The 14,407-nt window shown below is 67.7% G+C and carries 16 protein-coding genes; 15 read left to right on the top strand and 1 reads right to left on the bottom strand.

All coding sequences use genetic code 11. The features are described 5' to 3' along the window. The first annotated feature begins 6 nt into the window (after nt 1-6). Genes LZ005_RS00775 through LZ005_RS00765 form a run of 3 tightly spaced genes read left to right on the top strand, consistent with a single transcriptional unit; the run spans nt 7 to nt 2,964 of the window. A complete protein-coding gene (locus LZ005_RS00775) occupies nt 7-1,866 on the top strand; it encodes a flagellar hook-length control protein FliK (protein ID WP_237803473.1) in 1,860 nt (619 codons plus the stop codon). Next, the gene (locus LZ005_RS00770) at nt 1,859-2,206 is read left to right on the top strand and encodes an EscU/YscU/HrcU family type III secretion system export apparatus switch protein (RefSeq protein WP_237803454.1); all 348 of its coding nucleotides are present in this window, start codon (nt 1,859-1,861) and stop codon (nt 2,204-2,206) included. The genes LZ005_RS00775 and LZ005_RS00770 overlap by 8 nt, the downstream gene beginning before the upstream one ends. Then, nucleotides 2,206-2,964, top strand: a complete 759-nt coding sequence (locus LZ005_RS00765) for a flagellar brake protein (RefSeq protein WP_237803436.1) — start codon at nt 2,206-2,208, stop codon at nt 2,962-2,964. Before LZ005_RS00770 ends, LZ005_RS00765 begins: the two co-directional genes overlap by 1 nt. 5 nt (nt 2,965-2,969) lie before the next feature. On the opposite strand, the gene fliE is transcribed toward LZ005_RS00765, so the two are convergent. Beyond that, the gene (gene fliE, locus LZ005_RS00760) at nt 2,970-3,320 is read right to left on the bottom strand and encodes a flagellar hook-basal body complex protein FliE (RefSeq protein ID WP_237803429.1); all 351 of its coding nucleotides are present in this window, start codon (nt 3,318-3,320) and stop codon (nt 2,970-2,972) included. Nucleotides 3,321-3,529: 209 nt separating this feature from the next. Here fliE and fliF point away from each other — a divergent pair, with 209 nt between their 5' ends. From fliF to fliQ, 12 genes are all read left to right on the top strand, one after another. Then, entirely contained in the window at nt 3,530-5,245 is a 1,716-nt protein-coding gene (gene fliF / locus LZ005_RS00755; protein ID WP_237803421.1) for a flagellar basal-body MS-ring/collar protein FliF, read from the top strand. Next, nucleotides 5,238-6,233, top strand: coding sequence for a flagellar motor switch protein FliG (gene fliG, locus LZ005_RS00750; protein WP_237803414.1), 996 nt, complete (start codon nt 5,238-5,240; stop codon nt 6,231-6,233). Before fliF ends, fliG begins: the two co-directional genes overlap by 8 nt. Continuing rightward, nucleotides 6,226-6,870: a flagellar assembly protein FliH gene (locus LZ005_RS00745; protein ID WP_237803412.1), complete on the top strand. Its 645-nt coding sequence runs from the start codon at nt 6,226-6,228 to the stop codon at nt 6,868-6,870. Before fliG ends, LZ005_RS00745 begins: the two co-directional genes overlap by 8 nt. Nucleotides 6,871-6,873: 3 nt before the next feature. Then, nucleotides 6,874-8,280, top strand: coding sequence for a flagellar protein export ATPase FliI (gene fliI, locus LZ005_RS00740; protein WP_237803410.1), 1,407 nt, complete (start codon nt 6,874-6,876; stop codon nt 8,278-8,280). A gap of 35 nt (nt 8,281-8,315) precedes the next feature. Beyond that, nucleotides 8,316-8,756, top strand: coding sequence for a flagellar export protein FliJ (gene fliJ / locus LZ005_RS00735; protein ID WP_237803402.1), 441 nt, complete (start codon nt 8,316-8,318; stop codon nt 8,754-8,756). A 21-nt stretch (nt 8,757-8,777) separates the two neighbouring features. Continuing rightward, nucleotides 8,778-10,784, top strand: a complete 2,007-nt coding sequence (locus LZ005_RS00730) for a flagellar hook-length control protein FliK (RefSeq protein WP_237803400.1) — start codon at nt 8,778-8,780, stop codon at nt 10,782-10,784. A gap of 117 nt (nt 10,785-10,901) precedes the next feature. Next, on the top strand, nt 10,902-11,384 hold the full coding sequence (gene fliL, locus LZ005_RS00725; protein WP_237803398.1) for a flagellar basal body-associated protein FliL: 483 nt from the start codon (nt 10,902-10,904) through the stop codon (nt 11,382-11,384). 20 nt (nt 11,385-11,404) lie between these two features. After that, nucleotides 11,405-12,391 carry a flagellar motor switch protein FliM gene (gene fliM, locus LZ005_RS00720; protein ID WP_237803385.1) on the top strand — a complete coding sequence of 329 codons (987 nt, stop codon included), beginning with the start codon at nt 11,405-11,407 and terminating at the stop codon, nt 12,389-12,391. A 12-nt stretch (nt 12,392-12,403) separates the two neighbouring features. Beyond that, a complete protein-coding gene (gene fliN / locus LZ005_RS00715) occupies nt 12,404-12,820 on the top strand; it encodes a flagellar motor switch protein FliN (RefSeq protein WP_237803377.1) in 417 nt (138 codons plus the stop codon). Further along, nucleotides 12,820-13,365 carry a flagellar biosynthetic protein FliO gene (gene fliO / locus LZ005_RS00710; protein WP_237803375.1) on the top strand — a complete coding sequence of 182 codons (546 nt, stop codon included), beginning with the start codon at nt 12,820-12,822 and terminating at the stop codon, nt 13,363-13,365. The genes fliN and fliO overlap by 1 nt, the downstream gene beginning before the upstream one ends. Then, a complete protein-coding gene (gene fliP, locus LZ005_RS00705) occupies nt 13,355-14,104 on the top strand; it encodes a flagellar type III secretion system pore protein FliP (protein ID WP_237803368.1) in 750 nt (249 codons plus the stop codon). Before fliO ends, fliP begins: the two co-directional genes overlap by 11 nt. Before the next feature lie 9 nt (nt 14,105-14,113). Next, a complete protein-coding gene (fliQ, locus tag LZ005_RS00700; protein ID WP_237803358.1) occupies nt 14,114-14,383 on the top strand; it encodes a flagellar biosynthesis protein FliQ in 270 nt (89 codons plus the stop codon). Nucleotides 14,384-14,407 lie beyond the last annotated feature (24 nt).

Genomic DNA, 14,407 nt, shown 5'->3' with positions numbered 1-14,407 from the left:
CCGGCCATGTTGCCGCGTACCGATGTCAGCGTGCATCCGGTCGCCCAGAGCGACCGTTTGCCGCCCGTCGAGAACGTCGGCGACACGCGCCAGGAACAGTTTCACCGCTCACTGGCCGCCATGCTCGGCCAGACCCTCGAGGGCGAGGTCACGGCCCAGCTGGCCGATGGCTCCTTCCTCGTCAAGATCCAGGACGCCGCCACGCGCATGCAGCTGCCGGCCGGGACCGAAACCGGGGCCCGGCTGCCGCTGACCCTGGTCGCCCTCGATCCGCACCCGACTTTCCAGCTCCAGCAGACCGATCAGGTCATTCTGTCCCAGGCCGGCCACGCGGCCGACGATGGCGCCCTCGTCTATCACGAAAGCCCGCATCCGGCCGCCCCGACAGCGCCGGCCCCGGCCGCAGCTGCGGCGCCGAGCGCCGCCCCGCTGGCCAGCGCGGCCCAGGTGGCGGCCGCCTATGCCCAGGCCGCGGCCGCGCTGCCCGGCAATCCGGCACGGCTGGCGCCGCGCCCGGGCCCGAGCAACGCAGCGCCCGCGAACAGTCCGGCACGCGACGCCAGTCCGACCGGCCATGCCAGCGCTGGCCCCAGCGGCGCCACCGCGGCAAAGGCTTCTGTCGCGGCCCAAGCGGTGGCCGCATTTGGCCAGCAAAGCGGCAGCGGCGCGCGCGCCACGCCGGGCCACCCTGCTCCGGCCCTGATCCAGCACGAGGCCGGTGCAAACGCGCTGCCGCTCGAGGAGCTGGCCGCCGCCCTGACGATCGACACTCCGGCCGCCGCGCCGGCGCCCGCCGAGGCCAGCCCGAATCCGCCCGCGGCAGCAGCGCCGCCCGCCAGCCCGCGCCCGCCGGCAACGCCCGCCAGTGGCGCCGACGCGGCCCCGGCCGAGCAGGCGCCGGCCGCGGCTGAACCGAATGCGCCGGCCAGCGCGGGCGCGCGGCCCGCCACGGCCGCCCCCGCGAGCCTGCCCACCGGCACCGCACCCAGCACGAACGCCGCCGCCAGTCCGGGCGCTGCCCTGCCCGCCGCGGCAGCGCCTGCGCCGGCGCCCGCGGCCACCCTGCCGCCCGGTCTGGCCGCCGCCATCAGCAATTTGCAGCTGGCCGCCGGCAACGGTGTGCCGCAAACGGCGCGCGCGGCCGCCATTCTGCAGGCCGCCGCCCTGCTCAGCAAAGCGCCACTGATTCCGGCCGACCGCCTGCCCGCCATCGATCCGGCCAGCACGCCGGCCGCGATCAGCGCCAGCGGGCGCGCGCTGGCCCAGGTGCTGGCCGCCAATCCGGCCGCGCCCAACCAGCCCGTCACCCAGACCCAGCCCGTGCTCGACACGGCCCCGCCGCCGCCGCCCCAGCTGGCCACGCGGCTCGAGCAGACAATCAGCCAAAGCGGTTTGTTTTATGAGTCCCATCTGGCCGAATGGGCCGAGGGCGAACGGCCGCTGGCCGTGCTGGCCGAAGAGCCACAGATGCAAAAAGGCGACGTTCGACCAAGCGACAGCGCCCAATTCGTCAACCAGCAATTGAATACCCAGGAACAGGCGCGGGTGCTCTGGCAGGGGCCGATCTGGCCCGGCACGCCGATGCAATGGGACATCCAGCGCGAGGCGCGCGGCCGCCCCCAGAGCGGCCAGACGGCCGACACGGCCGACACCTGGCGCAGCGGCCTGCGCCTGCGCCTGCCGGCCCTGGGCCAGGTCGAAGCGCGCCTGGTTCTGCATGGCGAACGCCTCGATCTGCACCTGATCGCGGCCGAGGGCGCCAGCGCCCAGACCTTGCAGCAGGCGGCCCCCGCCCTGCAGCAGGCTCTGGCCGCCGCCGGCCTGCAGCTGACGGCCTTCAGCGTCAAGGGGCAGACCGATGGATGAGGAACAGCTGCGCCGCGCACGCCAGAGCGCCGTGGCCCTGGCCTACAAGTCCGGCATGTCCGCGCCGACGGTGGTGGCCAAGGGCAAGGGCCTGATCGCCGAGCAGATCATCGAGCGCGCCAAGGACGCCGGCGTGTTCGTGCACGAGTCCAAGGAATTGGTGGCGATGCTCATGCAAGTCGACCTCGATAAACAGATTCCACCGGGTCTGTATAGGGCAATTGCGGAACTCCTGGCCTGGCTATATCATATCGAAGCCGCTCAACGCGAAGGCAGGCCCGTGCCTACCCCGCCGAACCTGGCACAAACTCTTGCAACCCAAACAACGGCTGGACCCTAATGGCATCCTTCAATGATTCGGGTAATGAAAACTGGCACGACTACCAGGTAGGATCGCGCCGGGAAATCATTTCCCTGCTGCGCAGCATCGGCGAGAAAAATCAGCTGATCCGCGCGGTCATTTCAGGCGACGCGGATGCCGCCGTGACTTCGGTGCTGGACGTCGATGCCGACGCAGAAGAGGTGATCCTCGACTGCTCGATCAACGCCGACCAGAATCGCCGCATGCTGGCCGCCCGCAAGATCAACTTCGAGACTTCGCTCGACAAGATCCGCATTCTGTTCAACACCAGCTCGCTGCGCGAGACCACCTACCGCGGCATGCCGGCCTTCGCCATGCCGCTGCCGGAGTCGATGATCCGCCTGCAGCGGCGCGAGTACTACCGGATGCCGACCCCGGTCACCAATCCGGTGCGCGCCCTGATTCAGGTGGAGACGGAAAACGGGCCCGAGGCGCACTCCTTCCCGCTGGCCGACATCAGCTGCGGCGGCATCGCCATCCTCGACAATAAAATGTTGCTGGACAATACGGTGGGGAAGAATTACGCCAACTGCCGCATCGACTTGCCCGAAATCGGCACGGTGGTCACCACCCTGCAGATCCGCAACTCGATCGACATGACGCTGCTGAATAACAAGCCGAACCGCCGCCTCGGCTGCGAGTTCGTCAATCTGCAGCGCGGCATGCTGGCCCTGGTCCAACGCTATATCACCAAGCTCGAACGCGAGCGCAATGCGCGCCTCGCCGGCCTGTCCTAAACGCCTCAGACCTGCATGTTCATGATGTCGTGGTAAGCCGAGACCAGCTTATTGCGCACCTGAACCGTGGCCTGGAAGCCGATGCTGGCCTTCTGCATCGAGATCATCACGTCCGACAGGCTGACCTTGTCGTCGCCCAGGGTGAAGCGCTGACCGAGCTGTTCGGAAGCGACCTGGGCGCTGTTGACCTGGTCGAGCGAAGCCTTGAGGGCGTCCGCGAAGTTGGCCTTGGGCGCGCCGCCCTCGGCTGCCGGACCGACGCCGGACGGCAGCTCCACGCCGTGGCCCTTGGCGGCCGCGCGCAGCTGGTTCAGCATGGCCTCGATGCGGCCATTATCAATCGCTCCAATTCCCATCATTCCTCCGGGTACAATACGCTTACAAGCGAACTCAGGCTCGCAGAATAGCAAGGGCGGCGCCAGGTTTTTGCCGTGAGGAAGCAGGCAAAGCGCGCTCTATTTTCCCGATTGAATGCCCGGCCGGCGGCGCATAATGCGGGATAAGTCTCCCTCCGTGTCCGCGGCGGGAATGTTCGCAACGAGATAGATGCAGCAGGAAATCCACCATGGCAGAAGCGGCTGAAGTGGCAGAATTGGTCGATGAAGCGGGGCCGCCGGCGGCCCCGCCGACCTTCCTCCAGACCCCGATGGGCAAGAATATCGCCCTCGGCGTTGGCATTTCCGTGGTCATTGCGCTGATGACGGCCATCTGGCTGTGGTACACGGCGCCCGAATACAAGGTCTTGTTCTCCGGCCTGTCCGACCGCGACGGTGGCGCCATCACGGCCGCGCTCGACCAGCTCCAGGTCAAGCACCGCATCGAAGGCTCGACCATTCTGGTGCCGTCCGAGCAGGTGCACGATGTGCGCTTCAAGCTGGCCAGCCAGGGCCTGCCCAAGGGCGGCAATGTCGGCTTCGAGCTGATGGACAACCAGAAGCTCGGCATCTCGCAGAACCTTGAACAGCTGAACGTCAAGCGCGCGCTCGAAGGCGAGCTGGCGCGCTCGATCCAGACCGTGTCGACGGTGTCGGCCGCGCGCGTGCACCTGGCCCTGCCCGACAAATCGGTGTTCGTGCGCGAACAGCAAAAGCCGACCGCCTCGGTCGTGCTGACCCTGCAGAACAACCGCACGCTCGAACTGCACCAGATCAATGCCATCATCCACCTGGTGGCCTCGAGCGTGCCCGACCTCACGCCCGGCAATGTGACCCTGGTCGACCAGAACGGCAATCTGCTGTCGGACACCAGCAAGCAGGCCGGCGCCAACAAGCTCGACCCGAACCAGCTCAAGTATGTGCAGGCCCTGCAGCAGAACATCGTCAAGCAGGTCGAATCCCTGATCATCCCGATCGTCGGCCAGGGCAATGTGCGCGCCGAGGCCACCGCCGACGTCGACTTCGCCACCGTCGACACGGCGGCCGAGAGCTTCAAGCCGAACTCGCCGCCCGAGCCGCAGGCCATCCGCAGCCAGCAGACGAGCGACGTCGGCAATCCGAACACGGTGCCGGCGGTCGGCGTGCCGGGCGCCCTGTCGAACCAGCCGCCGGGCGCCAATGCGGCCCCGGTCCAGGCGCCGGGCGCCAATGGCCAGGCGGCCGCGCCGGGCACGGTGACGGCCAGCGGCGCCGCCCCGGGCGTGACCACGCGCAAGGACGCAACCACCAATTTTGAAGTCGACAAGACCATCCGCTACGAGCAGCGCGGCCAGGGCGTGATCAAGCGCATGAGCGTCGGGGTCGTGGTCAACTACAAGCGCCTGGTCGACAAGGCCACCGGCAAGGTCACGATCAAGGCGCTGACGGATGCCGAGAAGGCCCAGATCACCGAGCTGGTCAAGCAGGCCATGGGCTATGATGACAAGCGCGGCGACACCCTGAACGTGTCGAACGTGCCCTTCGACGGCGTCGACAAGCCGGTCGAGATCCCGCCGCCCGTGCCCTGGTGGAAGGACCCGGAGAACCTGGCCCTGGCCAAGGAAGGCGCCAAATTCCTGGCCGCCGCGATCGCCATGAGCTATCTGTTCTTCCGCATCCTGCGCCCGATGCTGCGGCCGATCTTCCGCAAGCTCGACGAGCTGACCACGGTGCCGGAACCGCCGCCGCCGCCGGTCGTCGATGAGGAGGAAGAAGCCGAGCTGATCAAGGCCTCGGAACTCGAACATATGGAAGCAAACAAGGCCCAGGGCTATCGTGAGAACCTGCAGATGGCGAAGAACCTGTCGAAGGAAGATCCGCGCGTCGTGGCCAATGTGGTGAAAGCATGGGTAGGCGCAAATGAATGACAACGGGATTGAAAAAGCCGCGATCCTGATGCTGGCCATCGGCGAGCACGAGGCGGCCGAAGTGATGAAGTTCCTCGGCCCGCGCGAGGTGCTCAAGCTGGGCGCGGCCATGGCCCAGATGAAGGGCATCGCCCACGAACAGGTGGTCGGCGTGCTCGAGGATTTCCGCAGCCAGACGGAACTCAATTCGACCGTCGGCCTCGACTCGGACGCCTACATCCGCCAGGTGCTGACCAAGGCGCTCGGCGACGACAAGGCCTCGGTGCTGCTGTCGCGTATTTTGGGCGGCAAGGACGCCTCGGGCATCGAAAGCCTGAAGTGGATGGACTCCTCCTCCGTCGCCGAACTGATCCGCAACGAACACCCGCAGATCATCGCCACCATCCTGGTCCACCTGGAACGCGACCAGGCTTGCGAGATCCTCGGCCACTTCTCGGACCGCCTGCGCAATGACGTGGTGCTGCGTATCGCCACGCTCGACGGCGTGCAGCCGGCCGCCCTGCGCGAACTCAACGACGTGCTGACCAAGCTGCTGTCGGGTAACGAGAACATCAAGAAATCGACGCTCGGCGGCGTGCGCGCGGCGGCCGAGATTCTCAACTTCATGTCGAGCGAGCAGGAAGGCTCGGTCATGGACAATATCAAGAACTACGACAACGACATGGCCCAGCGCATCATGGACGAGATGTTCGTGTTCGAGAACATCATCGACATCGACGACCGCGGCATCCAGCTGCTGCTGCGCGAGGTCCAGTCCGAGATGCTGATCATCGCCCTCAAGGGCGCCGGTCCCGATCTGCGCGAGAAGATCTTCAAGAATATGTCGCAGCGTGCGGCCGAGATGATGCGCGAGGACCTCGAGTCGAAAGGCCCGGTGCGCCTGTCGGAAGTGGAAGCCCAGCAGAAACAGATTCTCCAGATCGTGCGCCGCCTGGCGGACGAGGGTCAGATCGTGCTAGGCGGAAAGGGCGAGGATTCGTTTGTCTAATCTGCCGAAAGAATTGCAGACGGCTTATCAACGCTGGGAGATGACCTCCTTCGGCGATAACCGGCCGTCGGCCAAGAAGGACGAGCCGCCGCCGGTGATCCTGCCGACCGAGGACGATGTCGCCCAGATCAAGGAAGAGGCGCGCGTGGCCGGCTACGAGGCCGGGCATGCGGCCGGCTATGCCGATGGTCTGGCGCGCGGCAAGCTCGAAGCCGACCAGGAACTGGCCCACCTGCAGCAGATCGCGCTCGGCTTCAGCCAGGCCTTGAAGGCCAGCGATGAAACCGTGGCCCACGATGTGCTCGAACTGGCCCTGCAGCTGGCGCGCGGCATGCTGCGCCAGGCCCTGCAGGTCAAACCCGAACTGGTGATCCCGATCGTCAAGGAAGCGATCAGCTATCTGCCGATCGTGCACCAGCCGGCCACCATCACCCTGCACCCGGACGACGCCGAGATCGTGCGCGCCGGGATCGGCGAGGAACTCGAGCAAGGCGGCTGGCGCGTGGTCGAGGACCCGATCATCCAGCGCGGCGGCTGCCGCGTCGACACCGCCACCAACCAGATGGACGCGCAGGCCTCGCACCGCTGGGCACGCCTGATGCAGGCGCTCGGCCAGGACCTCGAGTGGCTGGCCTAAGCGATGGAAAAACTGTCCGCCCTCGATCCCCACACGGCGCGCTGGAAGGCCTTCATCCGTGACTGCACGGCGGTCGCCAGCTTCGTCGAGCCGATGCAGATGTCGGGCCGGATCACGCGCGTGGCCGGGCTGGTCATGGAGTGCGTCGGCCTGAAGCTGGCCGTGGGCAGCGCCTGCTATGTGCCGCTGCCGAGCGGCGGCAAGATCGACGCCGAAGTGGTCGGCTTCGAGGGCGAACGCCTGTTCCTGATGCCGCAGAGCGATGTCGAGGGCGTGCTGCCCGGCACCCGCGTGTATCCGGTCGAGATGCCGATCCCGAAGCCGGGCACGGTCAATCACCCGCGCCGCCGCCCGCAGGACCGCGCGCGCCACCTGCCGGTCGGCTGGCAGCTGCTCGGACGCGTGCTCGACGGCGCCGGCCGCCCGCTCGACGAGAAGGGGCCGTTGAACACGGTCGACGCGGCGCCGATCAATGTGCGCCCCGCCAACCCGCTCGAACGCGCGCCGATCGTCGACACGCTCGACGTCGGCGTACGCGCCATCAATGCCATGCTGACGGTCGGTCGCGGCCAGCGTCTGGGCCTGTTCGCCGGCTCCGGCGTCGGCAAGTCGGTGCTGCTGGGGATGATGGCGCGCTATACCGAAGCCGATGTGATCGTGGTCGGCCTGATCGGCGAACGGGGGCGCGAGGTCAAGGAATTCATCGAACAGATTCTGGGCGAGGAAGGCCTGCGCCGCTCGGTCGTCGTGGCGGCCCCGGCCGACACCCCGCCCCTGATGCGTCTGCAGGGCGCCGCCTATGCGACGGCGATCGCCGAGTACTTCCGCGACGAAGGCAAGAATGTGCTCCTGATTATGGACTCGCTGACGCGCTATGCAATGGCGCAGCGCGAGATCGCGCTGGCGATCGGCGAGCCGCCGGCCACCAAGGGCTATCCGCCCTCGGTGTTCGCCAAGCTGCCGGTGCTGGTCGAACGGGCCGGCAACGGGCCCGAGGGCGGCGGCTCGATCACCGCCTTCTACACCGTGCTGACCGAGGGCGACGACCAGCAGGACCCGATCGCCGACTCGGCGCGCGCGATTCTGGACGGGCATATCGTGCTCAACCGCCGCCTGGCCGAAGCCGGCCACTACCCGGCGATCGATATTGAACAGTCGATCAGCCGCGCCATGCACAATATCACCAGCGCCGAGCACCAGCAGCGCGCGCGCCGCCTCAAGCAGCTGTTCTCGCGCTATGAGCGCGCACGCGACCTGATCAGCGTGGGCGCGTATGCGGCCGGCAGCGATCCGGTGCTCGACCAGGCCATCTCGCTGCGCGAGCCGATCGAGGAATTCCTGCGCCAGGAAATCCACGAAAAGGTCAACATGGGCCAGAGCTTAGGGCAATTATCCTCGCTGTTCTCCTGATTGCCGGGCCGGCCGCCTTCCTATAATGCTGTCATATGGCCACCAAAACCGCTCTCGAGACCCTGACTGAACTGGCCCAGCGCGACGTCGACAACGCCGCCAAGCGCCTCGGCCAGGCCCTCAAGGCCCTCGATGATGCGGAAAAAAAGCTGCAGCTGCTGCAGGGCTACCGGAATGACTACGCGATCCGCTTCGAGGCGGCCCAGGTGCAAGGCATGGCGCCGATGGCCTTTCAGAACTTCCTGGCCTTCCTCGGCAAGCTCGATAACGCCGTCAAGGGCCAGCAGGAAGTGGTCGGCCACGCGCGCCGGCGCAGCGAGCAGGAGAAGCAAAACTGGCAGGTGTGCGAACGCAAGCGCCTGTCCTACGCCACGCTGTCGCAGCGGGCGGCCGAAGAAGCACTGCGCCTGGAAAACAAGCGCGACCAGAAGATGATGGACGAGTTCGCCGCACGGCGGGCTTTCGATAGACGATAACGTGGGGAAGACGGCGCAATCATGCAGACTCAGAACTTACCGATCCAGGTGAACAGCGGCGCGCCGACCGTGCCCGCGCGCGGCGGCGTGACCAGCCAGGTCAGCTTCGGCGCCGCACCCGAAGCTTTCCAGCAGACCCTGCAGCGCGAAATGCAGGCGCGCCAGCCCGAGGCCGCGCCGCCGGCCGAGGCCGCGCGTCCGGCCAGTGCGCCCGCGCGCCCGGCCGACAGCCCGGCCGCTCCCCAGACCAGCCAGGCCGCCAGCGCCCCGGCCAGGCCGGAGGCCAGCAGCGCGCCGGCGGCGGCGCCGGCCCGTCCGGCCGAGGGTACCGACAGCCAGGCCGACGCCAGCGCCGACAGCAGCGCCAGCGCCGATCCGGCCACCGCCAGCGCCAGTGCGCCCGCGGCGCCCGGCACACCCGCCAAGGCCGAGACCGAGAGCGAGGCCAGCGGCACGCCGGCCGCCAGCGACAGCCAGAGCGACGCCGCCGCGGCCAGCGATCCGGCCGCCGCCTCGCCGCTGGCCGACATGCTGGCCATGATCATCAATTTCAATCAGCCCGGTGCGGCGGTGCCGGCCGCCGACGCCAGCGCCAAGGACAGCGCCAGCGCGCGCGGCGCCGACAGCGCCACGCCGGCGCTGCAGGCCAGCGCCGACCCGCTGACGGCGGCCAGTCTGGCCGCGGCCGCCAGCAACAGCGCCCTGCCCGGCAGCGCCAGCGGCCGTCAGAGCAGCGCCCGCCAGGGCAGCGCCGACAGCAGCGCCGCCAGCGCCAGCGCGGCCCTGAGCAGCACGGCCGCCGCCGCGGCCGACGCCGGCGAGACGCTGGCCGCCGATGCGGCCGCCCAGAGCGCCGCCAGCGCCGTGCAGGCCGCCGCCGCGCAGGACGGCCAGGCGGGCTTTGCCGCCACCCTGGCCAAGGCCGCCAATGGCGCCCCGGCCAAGGACCTGAAACTGCAGAACACCGTGGCCGAGGCCGCCCGCGCGGGCAGCCAGCGCGCCGAACGCCAGAGCACTGCCAGCCAGAGCGCGGCCCAGCAGCAGAACGCCGCCCAGCTGGCCAGTCTGCAGGCCGGCCAGAGCGCCGAGGCAGCCGCCAGCGCCGCCGCCCCGGCCGCCGCCGCGACTGCGGCCAGCGCCAGCGGCGCCGAGCGCCCCGATGCGGCGCGCCCCGCTGCCGCCCCCCTTGCGGCCGAGGCCGGCGCAGCCAGTGCGGACGCCAGCGCCGTGCGCGCCAGCCAGACGGGCGTGAGCGGCGCCGCCAGCGACAAGCCGGCCGCCGCCGCCCCGGGCAGCTTTGCCCAGGAACTGCGCGGCGCCGAGGCGCCCCAGAGCAGCGCCGCCGTGCCGGCCGGCGCGCGCAGCGAGGCCGCGGGCGTCCAATTCGCCGCGGCCCAGCCCCAGGCCGGGGCGCGCGAGGCCGCCCCCGCCCTGCCCCAGGCACGCGAGGCCATGGCCCCGCTGGCTCCGCTGGCCCCGGCCAGCGGCCAGAGCCTGCAAGCCGCCGCGCCGACGGCCGCCGCCGCCCAGGCCAGCGCGGCCGAGAACCGCCTGCCGGGCCGGGTCGGCAGCGAGCAGTGGAATGAACAGCTGGGCACGAAGATGGTCTGGATGGTCGCCGGCGAAGAACAGAGCGCGACCCTGACCCTGAATCCGCCCGACCTCGGCCCCCTGCAGGTGGTGCTGAACGTCAACAATGACCAGGCCGGTGTGAGCTTCACGGCGGCCCAGCCCGAAGTGCGCGCCGCGCTCGAACAGGCGATGCCGAAATTGAAAGAAATGATGAGCGAGGCCGGGGTCACGCTGAACAGCGCCAGCGTCAATGCCGGCAGCCCCGACCAGCAGCAGCAACAGCAGCAGGCCCAGGCCAGCGCCCAGCAGCAGTCGGGCGGCGGGCGCGGCCAGGGCGGCGGCGCCGCACTGGCGCGCGAGACGGGCCCGGTACTGACGAATACGGCGGCCGCGGCGGAAGCGGCGCGCCCCCTGCGCGGCGGGGCGCGTCAGGGTCTGCTCGATACCTTTGCCTGAAGGGTAAACACCGCGCTTTTCCCCCGATGGCGCTGCTATGTTTCCCCCGATAATGACATAATGATGGCTGGTCCACGTTTATCGCAGTAAAGAGGAAACTTGAAAGCGAACAACAAAATGAAAGCTGATCCGAAAGCGGAAGCACCAGCAGGCGGTGGTAAGAAAAAGTTGATTATGATCATCGCGGCCGTGCTCGCCCTCGGTCTGGGCGGCGGCGGCGCCTACATGTTTCTGATGAAGAAACCGGCGGCCGAAAAACACGAGGAAGTGGCCGCCCATGCGGAGCCGCCGGTGTTCATGAATCTCGAGCCCTTCACCGTCAACCTGGTGCCCGAGAGCGGCGACCAGTATCTGCAGGTGCAGTTCTCGCTGCAGGTGGCGACCCAGGCCCAGGCCGATCTGATCAAGAACAATATGCCGAAGGTGCGCAGCCGCCTGCTGCTGCTGTTGTCGAACAAGAAGGCGTCCGAGCTGAACACGGTGGACGGCAAGCGCGAGCTGTCGTCCGAGATCATCGAGGCCGTCAACCGCCCGTTCACCGAGGGCGGCCCGAAACAGCAGGTGTCGGACGTGCTGTACACCTCTTTCATCATCCAATAAACGAAGTTTGACGCAGGATCATGGCCGATAATTTCCTTTCCCAAGAAGAAGTTGATGCCCTGCTCAAGGGCGTCAACGGCGATCAGGACGACACCGTCGCGCCTGAGGAAACTTCGGGGGTAAGAACTTATAACCTGGCGACCCAGGAGCGGATCGTCCGCGGCCGCATGCCCACGCTCGAGATCATCAACGAGCGTTTCGCGCGCCTGTTGCGCGTGGGCCTGTTCAACTTCCTGCGGCGTTCGGCCGAGGTTTCGGTCGGCTCGGTGCGGGTGTCCAAGTACAGCGAATTCATCCGTAACCTGGTGGTGCCGACCAACCTCAATCTGGTGCACATGAAGCCGCTGCGCGGCACCTCGCTGATGGTGTTCGACCCGGGCCTGGTGTTCCTGCTGGTGGACAATCTGTTCGGCGGCGACGGGCGTTTCCATACGCGCGTCGAGGGGCGCGACTTCACCCAGACCGAGCAGCGCATCATCCTGCGCATTCTCGACATCGTGTTCGAGGCCTATACGAAGAGCTGGGAGCCGGTCTTCCCGGTCGAGTTCGAATACATCCGTTCCGAGATGAACACCCAGTTCGCCAACATCGCGACGCCGAACGAGGTCGTGGTGTCCTCGACCTTCACGGTCGAACTCGGTTCCGTGTCGGGCCAGATCCACTTCTGCATGCCCTACTCGATGATCGAACCGATCCGCGACGCCCTGACCTCGAGTCTGCAGGGCGAGGCGCTCGAAGTGGACAAGCGCTGGATCCGCCTGATGACCCAGCAGATCCAGATCGCCGAAGTGGAACTGGTGGCGGCGCTGGGCACGGCGCGCGCGACCTTCGACGAACTCTTGAATTTCAAGGTCGGGGACGTGATCCCGATCCAGGTGCCGGAGATGATTGAAGCCACCGTGGACGGGGTCCCGGTGATGGAATGCACCTACGGCACCATGAATGGCAACTACGCCCTCAAGGTGGAAAAACTGCTGGCCAACGCCGACACCATGGGCAAGAAGTAAAAGGAGCACACCATGTCTGATACCCAAGACGATCAAAGCCTCGAAGACGATTGGGGTGCCGCCATCGCCGAACAGGCGCGCGCCGAAGCGGAAGCCTTGCAGAACCAGGCGGCCAGCGCCGCCGTGTTCAAGGACTTCTCGAACCAGGGCGTGAAGTCGGACACCCCGAACGACATCGATTTCATTCTCGACATCCCGGTCCAGCTGACGGTGGAACTGGGGCGCACCAAGATCGCCATCAAGAACCTGCTGCAACTGGCGCAGGGCTCGGTGGTGGAACTCGACGGCCTGGCCGGCGAGCCGATGGACGTGCTGGTCAATGGCTGTCTGATCGCCCAGGGCGAGGTGGTGGTGGTGAACGACAAGTTCGGTATCCGCCTCACCGACATCATCACGCCGTCCGAGCGCATCCGCAAACTGAACAAATGATGCGCCGCCTGCTTGCCCCCGGACTCCTGGCCTGGTCGCTGGCCGCGGGAGTGGCCGGGGCCGCCCCCGTGGACGCACCGGCCGCCAGCGCCGCTGCCAGCGTCAGCGCCGCCAGTGTCAGCGCCGCGCCGCCCGCTGCGGCCCCTGCCGCGCCGGGCGCCAGCGCGCCGCCCTACTATGTGCCGCCGCCCGTGACCGGCTCGGCCGTGCCGGCCTCGAGCCTGTTCCAGTCCGTGTTCGGCCTGCTGCTGGTGCTCGGTGTGCTGCTCGGCCTGGCCTGGGCCCTCAAGCGCTTCGGGCCGCAGGCCCTGCATGCGCCCAAAAACATCAAGCTGGTCGGCGCCGTCTCGCTCGGCGGACGCGAACGCGTCGCCGTGCTCGAGGTCGGCGAGACCTGGATCGTGGTCGGCAGCGCGCCCGGGCGCGTGAACACCCTGGCCACGCTGGCGCGTCCGCCCCAGGCCGACACGGGCGAGCCGAGCGCGCCCGCCCCGAGCTTTTCCGACTGGCTGCAACAGACTTTGAAAAAACGCGATGCGTCCTGACCGTTTCCTGCCGCGCCTGGCGGCCTTCGCCCTGCTCTGCCTGCCGCTGCTGGCCCAGGCCGCGCCCGGCATTCCCGCCCTGACCACCAGCCCGGGCCCGGGCGGCGGCACCACCTATACGCTGCCGATCCAGACCTTCCTGCTGCTGACGGCCCTGTCCTTCCTGCCGGCCGCGCTGCTGATGATGACCAGCTTCACCCGCATCATCATCGTGCTGTCGCTGCTGCGCCAGGCTCTGGGCACGCAGTCGGCCCCGCCCAACCAGGTGCTGGTCGGGCTGTCGCTGTTCCTCACCCTGTTCGTGATGAGCCCGGTGTTCGACAAGATCTACAACGAGGCCTATGTGCCGCTGCAGGACAACCGCATCACCATGGGCGAGGCGATGGACAAGGCGGCGGCGCCGCTCAAGACCTTCATGCTGCGCCAGACGCGCCAGTCGGACCTGGCCCTGTTCGTCAAGATTTCGCGCAGCCCGGCCCTGCAGGGGCCCGAGGATGTGCCGCTGAAGATCCTGATCCCGGCCTTCGTCACGAGCGAGCTGAAGACGGCCTTCCAGATCGGCTTCGCGATCTTCATTCCGTTTTTGATCATCGACATGGTGGTGGCCTCGGTGCTGATGTCGATGGGCATGATGATGATGTCCCCGGCCGTGATTTCGCTGCCGTTCAAGCTGATGCTGTTCGTGCTGGTCGACGGCTGGCAGCTGATGATCGGCAGCCTGGCCCAGAGTTTTTATTAGGAGTAGGCGATGACCCCGGAAATGGTGATGACGATGGGCCGCCAGGCGATGGAGGTGACCTTGCTGGTGGCCGCCCCGCTGCTGCTGGTGGCGCTGGTGATCGGCCTGGTGGTGTCGATCTTCCAGGCGGCCACCCAGATCAACGAGGCGACCCTGTCCTTCATTCCCAAGCTGGTCGGGATTTTCGTCGCCCTGGTCGTGGCCGGGCCGTGGATGCTGGCCATCATGACCGACTATATGCGCAATGTGCTGACCAGCATTCCGCGTCTGATCGGCTGAAAAAGATTTCCTGTAGGTACTAAG

Origin of the sequence: Massilia sp. TS11 (assembly GCF_022012445.1) — a bacterium.
Classification (GTDB): domain Bacteria; phylum Pseudomonadota; class Gammaproteobacteria; order Burkholderiales; family Burkholderiaceae_D; genus Telluria.
This window is presented reverse-complemented; position numbering and strand designations above follow the sequence as displayed.

Bases quoted from the DNA above. Each gene is read 5' to 3' on its own strand.
- LZ005_RS00765 (WP_237803436.1), top strand. From the start codon at position 2,206: ATGGCATCCTTCAATGATTCGGGTAATGAAAACTGGCACGACTACCAG.
- LZ005_RS00775 (WP_237803473.1), top strand. From the start codon at position 7: ATGTTGCCGCGTACCGATGTCAGCGTGCATCCGGTCGCCCAGAGCGAC.
- fliJ (WP_237803402.1), top strand. From the start codon at position 8,316: ATGGCCACCAAAACCGCTCTCGAGACCCTGACTGAACTGGCCCAGCGC.
- LZ005_RS00730 (WP_237803400.1), top strand. From the start codon at position 8,778: ATGCAGACTCAGAACTTACCGATCCAGGTGAACAGCGGCGCGCCGACC.
- fliN (WP_237803377.1), top strand. From the start codon at position 12,404: ATGTCTGATACCCAAGACGATCAAAGCCTCGAAGACGATTGGGGTGCC.
- fliF (WP_237803421.1), top strand. From the start codon at position 3,530: ATGGCAGAAGCGGCTGAAGTGGCAGAATTGGTCGATGAAGCGGGGCCG.
- fliO (WP_237803375.1), top strand. From the start codon at position 12,820: ATGCGCCGCCTGCTTGCCCCCGGACTCCTGGCCTGGTCGCTGGCCGCG.
- fliI (WP_237803410.1), top strand. From the start codon at position 6,874: ATGGAAAAACTGTCCGCCCTCGATCCCCACACGGCGCGCTGGAAGGCC.
- fliP (WP_237803368.1), top strand. From the start codon at position 13,355: ATGCGTCCTGACCGTTTCCTGCCGCGCCTGGCGGCCTTCGCCCTGCTC.
- fliQ (WP_237803358.1), top strand. From the start codon at position 14,114: ATGACCCCGGAAATGGTGATGACGATGGGCCGCCAGGCGATGGAGGTG.
- fliG (WP_237803414.1), top strand. From the start codon at position 5,238: ATGAATGACAACGGGATTGAAAAAGCCGCGATCCTGATGCTGGCCATC.
- fliE (WP_237803429.1), bottom strand. From the start codon at position 3,320: ATGGGAATTGGAGCGATTGATAATGGCCGCATCGAGGCCATGCTGAAC.
- fliL (WP_237803398.1), top strand. From the start codon at position 10,902: ATGAAAGCTGATCCGAAAGCGGAAGCACCAGCAGGCGGTGGTAAGAAA.
- LZ005_RS00770 (WP_237803454.1), top strand. From the start codon at position 1,859: ATGGATGAGGAACAGCTGCGCCGCGCACGCCAGAGCGCCGTGGCCCTG.
- fliM (WP_237803385.1), top strand. From the start codon at position 11,405: ATGGCCGATAATTTCCTTTCCCAAGAAGAAGTTGATGCCCTGCTCAAG.